The sequence below is a fragment of the Microtetraspora sp. AC03309 genome (assembly GCF_020826795.1).
Taxonomy (GTDB): domain Bacteria; phylum Actinomycetota; class Actinomycetes; order Streptosporangiales; family Streptosporangiaceae; genus Microtetraspora; species Microtetraspora glauca.
Window position 1 is genome coordinate 1 of the sequence record NZ_JADDIL010000495.1, and the last position, 465, is coordinate 465.

The 465-nt window shown below is 64.5% G+C and carries 1 pseudogene; it reads right to left on the reverse strand.

What is annotated here, in order from left to right:
* Positions 1-465, reverse strand: a pseudogene (locus IMZ11_RS44025) (IS1380 family transposase); the annotation flags it as partial.

The window sequence follows — 465 nt, forward strand, 5'->3', positions numbered from 1 at the left end:
GGCCGTGGTGATGGCCTGGGCGACCATTCGACCGGCTCCTTTACCGGAGCCGGTCTTGCCGGCCCGCAGCCGCATCCCGGCGATCACCGGCGCCGCACCGGGGGTGCTGATCGTGGTCGCCAACGGCGAGAGTCCTTTGCGCAGGACCTGCTTGCCAGCGATTTTGGTGTGTCCGTAGGAGGCGCCTTGTTTGGCATGGCCGTAGACCGGTCGTAGCAGGGAGTCGATGTCGATGAACACACCGCTGTCGGATCCGGGTAGCAACTCAACGCGCCGGCAGAGGGCGGCCAAGTGTTCGCGCAGGACTGATTCGAGTTGGCGTGCGTGTCCGAAGGTGAACTCCCGCAACAGGGTTCCGATGGTTGATGGTGCGTACACATCGCCGAAGAGTGTTTTCATGCCCCCGGCCCGGACGATGTTGAGGTCATCAATGCTGTCGGCGCCGGCGCACATCCCGGCGATCAC